Consider the following 351-nt stretch of genomic DNA (forward strand, 5'->3'; position numbering starts at 1 on the left):
ATATTCCCCAAAGGGGCGCCGATCGGGATTGTCGCTTCGACCTCACTCGAAACCGTGCAGGCTGTCACATAGAACGTCTCGGTGGGTCCGTAGCCGTTGATGACGCGTACCCCTGGTAGCAGGGCCCTGGTCCGTTCCACGATCTGCGGTGTCAACGGCTCACCGGCGAAGATGATGGTGTCGGCGGCGATGCGCAGGGCGGGGTGGTCGAGCACTTCGGCGAACGCCGACGGTACTGTGCTGATCACGCCCCCGGACCAGCCGTCCTGTTCGGTGAGGACCAGCACATCCCGCACCACCTCCACCGTCCCGCCCCCGCACAGGGTCGGGAATATTTCCAGGACAGAGACG

General features: G+C 64.4%; 1 protein-coding gene. It reads right to left on the minus strand.

The features are described 5' to 3' along the window. On the minus strand, nt 1–296 hold a 296-nt coding region (locus ACX4ZE_RS23240), incomplete at its 3' end, for an AMP-binding protein (protein WP_480275599.1). Nucleotides 297–351 lie beyond the last annotated feature (55 nt).

The organism is Nocardia sp. TBRC8007, assembly GCF_056629435.1.